This window comes from Streptomyces sp. adm13(2018) (assembly GCF_008042145.1).
In the GTDB taxonomy this organism is placed as follows: domain Bacteria; phylum Actinomycetota; class Actinomycetes; order Streptomycetales; family Streptomycetaceae; genus Streptomyces.
Window position 1 is genome coordinate 1 of the sequence record NZ_RDBH01000099.1, and the last position, 6,303, is coordinate 6,303.

Annotated in this window: 6 protein-coding genes; 1 reads left to right on the plus strand and 5 read right to left on the minus strand. The window is 69.4% G+C overall.

Features of this window, described 5'->3' with window-relative positions:
- Positions 1 to 5 precede the first annotated feature (5 nt).
- The 4 genes from EAO70_RS09055 to kdpF are packed head-to-tail and all read right to left on the minus strand — an operon-like array spanning position 6 to position 4,554.
- Entirely contained in the window at positions 6 to 680 is a 675-nt protein-coding gene (locus tag EAO70_RS09055) for a potassium-transporting ATPase subunit C (protein ID WP_148002495.1), read from the minus strand.
- Between the two features lie 5 nt (positions 681 to 685).
- A complete protein-coding gene (kdpB, locus tag EAO70_RS09060; RefSeq protein WP_148002496.1) occupies positions 686 to 2,797 on the minus strand; it encodes a potassium-transporting ATPase subunit KdpB in 2,112 nt (703 codons plus the stop codon).
- Entirely contained in the window at positions 2,794 to 4,458 is a 1,665-nt protein-coding gene (kdpA, locus tag EAO70_RS09065) for a potassium-transporting ATPase subunit KdpA (RefSeq protein ID WP_148002497.1), read from the minus strand. Before kdpA ends, kdpB begins: the two co-directional genes overlap by 4 nt.
- Positions 4,459 to 4,464: 6 nt before the next feature.
- On the minus strand, positions 4,465 to 4,554 hold the full coding sequence (gene kdpF, locus EAO70_RS09070; protein WP_033204243.1) for a K(+)-transporting ATPase subunit F: 90 nt from the start codon (positions 4,552 to 4,554) through the stop codon (positions 4,465 to 4,467).
- Between the two features lie 455 nt (positions 4,555 to 5,009).
- Between kdpF and pucL the strand changes: the two genes are divergently transcribed.
- Positions 5,010 to 5,927: a factor-independent urate hydroxylase gene (pucL, locus tag EAO70_RS09075; protein WP_148002498.1), complete on the plus strand. Its 918-nt coding sequence runs from the start codon at positions 5,010 to 5,012 to the stop codon at positions 5,925 to 5,927.
- Positions 5,928 to 5,979: 52 nt separating this feature from the next.
- On the opposite strand, the gene crcB is transcribed toward pucL, so the two are convergent.
- Positions 5,980 to 6,303, minus strand: a 324-nt coding sequence (gene crcB, locus EAO70_RS09080) for a fluoride efflux transporter CrcB (RefSeq protein ID WP_148002503.1), incomplete at its 5' end; no start/stop codon positions are given.

Genomic DNA, 6,303 nt, shown 5'->3' on the forward strand with positions numbered 1-6,303 from the left:
CCCCGTCACCCCTTCCCCGCCACCAACTTCCTGAGCGCGAGGTTGAGTTCCAGGACGTTGACGCGCGGTTCGCCGACGAAGCCGAGGATCCGGTCGTCGGTGTGGTCGGCGACCAGCCGGTCGACCTCGGCGACGGTGAGCCTGTTGCGTTCGGCGACCCGGTGGACCTGGAGCTTCGCGTACTCCGGGGAGATGTGCGGGTCCAGGCCGGAGCCGGAGGAGGTGACCGCGTCGGCGGGGACGTCCGACGGCTTGACGGTGTGACCGGCCGTCGAGTTGTCCCTGACGACGGCCGCCTTGGCGTCCGTCACCCACTGGATCAGCTCCTCGTTGTCGCCGGAGCGGTTCGTGGCGCCGGAGAGGATGATCGCGTACCGGGTGTTGACGCTGTTGGTGCCCAGGCCGTTCGAGGGGCGTGGCTGGAACCAGCGCAGGTCGGGGGCCGGGGTCTCCTCACCGTCCTTCAGGGGGAGGTCGTAGCGCTGGCCGATGAGCGCCGAGCCGACGACCTTCCCGCTCGCGTCCTCGATCTCGGAGCCGTTCGCCCTGCCCGGGAAGGCGACCTGGGCGATCCCGGTGACGACGAGCGGGTAGAGCACGCCGCAGACGACGGTCAGGACGAGGAGGGCGCGCAGGCCGGCCCAGAGGACACGGCCGGTGTTCGCCGCTGAGTTGTTCATCGTGGTCAGCCGATTCCGGGGATGAGGGAGAGGAGCAGGTCGATGATCTTGATGCCGATGAACGGGGCGACCAGGCCGCCGAGTCCGTAGATCCCGAGGTTCCGCCGGAGCATCGAATCGGCGCTGGACGGCCGGTAGCGGACGCCCTTCAGCGCCAGTGGGACGAGGGCGACGATGATCAGCGCGTTGAAGATCACGGCGGAGAGGATCGCGGACTCGGGCGAGGCCAGGCCCATGATGTTGAGCTTGTCCAGCGAGGGATAGGCCACGGCGAACATCGCGGGGATGATCGCGAAGTACTTCGCGACGTCGTTGGCGATCGAGAACGTCGTCAACGCACCCCGGGTGATCAGGAGTTGCTTGCCGATCTCGACGATCTCGATGAGCTTGGTCGGGTTGGAGTCGAGGTCGACCATGTTGCCGGCCTCCTTCGCGGCCGACGTGCCCGTGTTCATGGCCACGCCGACGTCGGCCTGCGCGAGCGCGGGAGCGTCGTTGGTGCCGTCGCCGGTCATCGCGACGAGCTTGCCGCCCGCCTGCTCGCGCTTGATGAGGGCCATCTTGTCCTCGGGGGTGGCCTCGGCGAGGAAGTCGTCGACGCCCGCCTCCTCGGCGATCGCCTTCGCGGTCAGCGGGTTGTCGCCCGTGATCATGACCGTACGGATGCCCATGCGGCGCAGTTCGTCGAACCGTTCCCGCATGCCCTCCTTGACGACGTCCTTGAGGTGGATGACGCCGAGGACACGGGCTCCCTCGTCGTCCGCCGCGGCCACCAGGAGCGGGGTGCCGCCGGCCTGGGATATCCGGTCCGTGAGCGCCTGGGCGTCCTCGGCGACGGTGCCGCCCCGCTCCTTCACCCACGCCACGACCGAACCGGCCGCGCCCTTGCGGACCTTGCGTCCGTCCACGTCCACGCCCGACATGCGGGTCTGGGCGGTGAACTCGATCCACTCGGCGCCGGACAGTTCGCCCTGGTGGCGTTCGCGCAGGCAGTACTTCTCCTTGGCGAGGACGACGATCGAGCGGCCTTCGGGCGTCTCGTCGGCGAGCGAGGAGAGCTGGGCGGCGTCGGCCACCTCGGCCTCCGTGGTCCCGCGTACGGGGACGAACTCGGCCGCCTGCCGGTTGCCCAGGGTGATCGTGCCGGTCTTGTCGAGCAGCAGGGTCGACACGTCGCCCGCCGCCTCGACCGCGCGGCCGGACATCGCGAGGACGTTGCGCTGCACGAGCCGGTCCATGCCGGCGATGCCGATCGCGGAGAGCAGCGCGCCGATGGTGGTCGGGATCAGGCAGACCAGGAGGGCGGTGAGGACGATGAGGGAGGTCTGCTCGTCGGCGCCCGCGTAGATCGCGAACGGCTTCAGCGTGACGACGGCGAGCAGGAAGACGATCGTCAGCGAGGCGAGCAGGATGTTGAGAGCGATCTCGTTGGGGGTCTTCTGCCGGGCCGCGCCCTCGACCAGGTTGATCATCCGGTCGATGAAGGTCTCGCCGGGCTTCGTCGTGATCTTCACGACGATCCGGTCGGAGAGGACCTTCGTGCCGCCGGTCACCGCGCAGCGGTCGCCGCCCGACTCGCGGATGACCGGGGCCGATTCGCCCGTGATCGCGGACTCGTCGACGCTGGCGACGCCCTCGACGACATCGCCGTCGCCGGGGATGACGTCGCCGGCCTCGCAGACCACCAGGTCGCCGATGGTGAGGTCGGTGCCGGGCACCGGCTCCTCGCTCCTGCCGTCCGTGGTCAGACGGCGCGCGACCGTGTCGGTCTTGGCCTTGCGCAGGGTGTCGGCCTGCGCCTTGCCACGGCCCTCGGCCACCGCCTCGGCGAGGTTGGCGAAGATCGTGGTCAGCCAGAGCCAGACCGTGATCGCCCAGCCGAACCAGTCCCCCGGCTCCTGCACCGCGAGCACCGTCGTGACCACCGAGCCGACCAGCACCACGAACATCACCGGTGACTTGACCATCACGCGCGGGTCGAGCTTCCTGATCGCGTCGGGGAAGGAGGCGATCAGCTGCCCGGGGTCGAACAGTCCGCCGCCGACGCGTCCGGTCTCGGCCTGGGGGCCGCCGGTCGCCCCGGGCTGCGGGGGCCGGGTGGGGGTGATGGTGCTCATGCTGCGAGCCCTTCGGCGAGCGGTCCCAGCGCGAGCGCCGGGAAGTAGGTGAGACCGGTGATGATGAGGATCGTGCCGACCAGCAGGCCCGTGAACAGCGGCTTCTCGGTCCGCAGGGTGCCCGCCGTCTCCGGTACGGGCGTCTGCTCGGCGAGCGATCCGGCGAGCGCGAGGACGAACACCATGGGCAGGAACCGGCCGAGCAGCATCGCGATGCCGATGGTCGAGTTGAACCACTGGGTGTCGGCGTTGAGGCCGGCGAAGGCGGAGCCGTTGTTGTTGGCACCCGAGGTGTAGGCGTAGAGGATCTCGGAGAAGCCGTGCGCGCCGGAGTTGGTCATGGACTGCGACGGGGTGTCCAGTGCCATGGCCACCGCGGTGAAGCCGAGGACGAGCGCGGGGGTGACGAGGATGTAGCAGGCCGCGTACGTGATCTGGCGGGTGCCGATCTTCTTGCCCAGGTACTCCGGGGTGCGGCCGACCATCAGGCCGGCGACGAACACCGCGATGATCGCCATGATCAGCATGCCGTAGAGGCCGGAGCCGACGCCGCCGGGCGCGATCTCGCCCAGCTGCATGCCGAGCATCGTGATCCCGCCGCCGAAGCCGGTGTACGAGGAGTGGAAGGAGTTCACCGCTCCCGTCGAGGTCAGGGTGGTGGCGACCGCGAAGATCGACGAGCCGGCGATGCCGAACCGGGTCTCCTTGCCCTCCATGGCGCCGCCCGCGATGTCGAAGGCGGGGCCGTGGTGGGCGAACTCGGTCCCCATCATCAGCGCCGTGAACCCGAGCCAGATCGCGGCCATCGTGCCGAGGATCGCGTACCCCTGCTTCAGAGAGCCGACCATCCGGCCGAACGTCCGCGTCAGCGCGAACGGGATCACCAGGATCAGATAGATCTCGAAGAGGTTCGACAGACCGTTGGGGTTCTCGAAGGGGTGGGCGGAGTTGGCGTTGAAGTAGCCGCCGCCGTTGGTGCCCAGCTCCTTGATGACCTCCTGCGAGGCCACCGCCCCGCCGTTCCACTGCTGCGTGCCACCGGTGAACTGCCCGACCTCGTGGATGCCGGCGAAGTTCTGGATCGCGCCGCACGCGACCAGGACGAGCGCGCCGATCACCGAGATCGGCAGCAGGATGCGGACGACGCCGCGGACCAGGTCGGCCCAGAAGTTGCCCAGTTCACCGGTACGGGACCGGGCGAAGCCGCGGACCAGGGCCACCGCCACGGCGATGCCCACGGCCGCCGACACGAAGTTCTGCACGGCCAGGCCGCCGGTCTGGACGACGTGGCCCATGGCCTGCTCGCCGTAGTACGACTGCCAGTTGGTGTTCGCCACGAAGGAGGCGGCCGTGTTGAAGGCCTGGTCGGGGTCGATCGACACGAAGCCGAGCGAGCCGGGCAGCGAGCCCTGGACCCGCTGGAGCAGGTACAGGAAGAGGACGCTCACCGCGGAGAAGGCGAGCACCCCGCGCAGATAGGCGGGCCAGCGCATCTCGACGTTCGGGTTCGCGCCGATCGCCCGGTAGATCCACTTCTCCGGCCTCAGATGCCGCTCCGAGGAGTACACCTTCGCCATGTGGTCGCCCAGCGGCCGGTACGACAGACCCAGGGCGACGATCAACGCCAGAAGCTGGAGTGCTCCGGCAAGGACGGGACTCATCTGTGCTCAGAACCTCTCGGGCTTGACGAGGGCGAGGACGAGATAGCCCAGGAGGGCGGCGGCCACCAACAGGCCGACGATGTTCTCGGCGCTCACGGCTTGGCCACCCCCTTGGCGATGAAGGCCACCAGCGCGAAGACCGCGATCGTGGTGACGACGAAGGCCACGTCGGCCATCGTGAGCTCCCGGATGCAGGAAGAGGGAAGAACGGATTCTCGGACGACACGAGGAAACCTCTCTCCCGGGCCCGCGCCGCCTCCGTTGACGTGCCCCTAACGCCGCCCCCGGCCGTCTTGACGCGTCCCGTACGGCGAGGTGACCCGGCCCACGGTCCGCCGGGCCCCGCCGGGTTCGGCGCCCACCCATTGCCAGTGGCCGGAAGGGGACATATCTTCGAGCAACACCTACGGACCGGGATGCTCGTCAGTCCCGGGGCGGTCCGCCGTTCACGGGCCGGACGGCGGGGAGCGGAACCCTCGGGACGACGGGGACGCTGGACGCCGGGCGTACGGGATATCCGTATCCACGTACCCGCAGGAGCTGAGCAGCACATGAGCAAGCACGTCCTGGCGCAGAACCAGTACGGCAAGGCCGAGAACCGCATCGTGGCCGTGACCCGCAAGGGCAACGACGGCGCGTGGCACGAGATCCGCGACCTGAACGTGTCGGTGGCGCTGCGCGGCGAGTACCGCGACGTCCATCTGACCGGGGACAACGGCAACTGCCTGCCGACGGACACCACCAAGAACACGGTCTACGCCTTCGCCAAGGAGCACGGCGTGACCTCCCCCGAGGCCTTCGGCATCCTCCTCGCCAAGCACTTCGTGACCTCGCAGGCGGTCATCCACGAGGCACAGATCCGGGTGGAGGAGTACGCCTGGGAGCGGATCTCCGTCCCGACCCGCAAGGAGCAGCACTCCTTCGCCCGCAAGGGCCAGGAGGTCCGCACCGCGCAGATCACCTACTCGGCGAACACCGGTCTCCAGGTCCTCTCCGGCCTCAAGGACCTCACGGTCATGAACTCGACGAACTCCGAGTTCCACGGCTTCATCAAGGACAGGTACACGACGCTGCGGGAGGCGTACGACCGGATCCTCGCCACCAAGGTCACCGCGCGCTGGGCGAACTCCGCCCCGGCGGCCGCGGACGAGGAGCACGACTGGGACCGCTCGTACCAGAAGGTGCGCCGCCACATGCTGGAGGCGTTCGCGGAGACGTACAGCTACTCCCTCCAGCAGACGCTGCACGCGATGGCCGACCGGGTCCTGGACAACGTCTCCACGGTCAACGAGGTGCGGCTCAACCTGCCGAACAAGCACCACTTCCTGGTGGACCTGGAGCCCTTCGGCCTGGAGAACGACAACGAGGTCTACTTCGCGGCCGACCGGATGTACGGCCTGATCGAGGGCACCATCCACCGCGACGGGGTGCAGCCGGTGATCGCGACCAGCGACTGGATCACCGCCTGATCAGGGCCTGATCGCCGCCTGGTCCCGCCCGGCCCCACCCGGGCCGCCCGGGTCACAGCAGCCCGGCCGCCCGGACTCCCAGCCACACGGCGCCGAGTCCGGCGGCCAGGCTCACGGCCACGTTGAGCACCGCGCGCCCCCGCGCCCCGTCCTCGTACAGCCTCAGCGTCTCGTACGAGAACGTCGAGTACGTCGTGAGCGCCCCGCACAGGCCGGTGCCGAGCAGCAGGTGGACCTCGGCCGACGCCACTCCGGTGAGCAGGCCGAGGAGGAACGAGCCGGCGATGTTCACCGCGAGGGTGCCCCAGGGGAAGGCGGGGCCGAGCCGGGCGCGCGCCGCGCGGTCCGTGAGGTGGCGCAGGGGCGCGCCGACGAC

Coding starts and splice junctions, on each gene's coding strand:
- EAO70_RS09055 (WP_148002495.1), bottom strand. CDS start 680: ATGAACAACTCAGCGGCGAACACCGGCCGTGTCCTCTGGGCCGGCCTG.
- kdpB (WP_148002496.1), bottom strand. CDS start 2,797: ATGAGCACCATCACCCCCACCCGGCCCCCGCAGCCCGGGGCGACCGGC.
- kdpA (WP_148002497.1), bottom strand. CDS start 4,458: ATGAGTCCCGTCCTTGCCGGAGCACTCCAGCTTCTGGCGTTGATCGTC.
- pucL (WP_148002498.1), top strand. CDS start 5,010: ATGAGCAAGCACGTCCTGGCGCAGAACCAGTACGGCAAGGCCGAGAAC.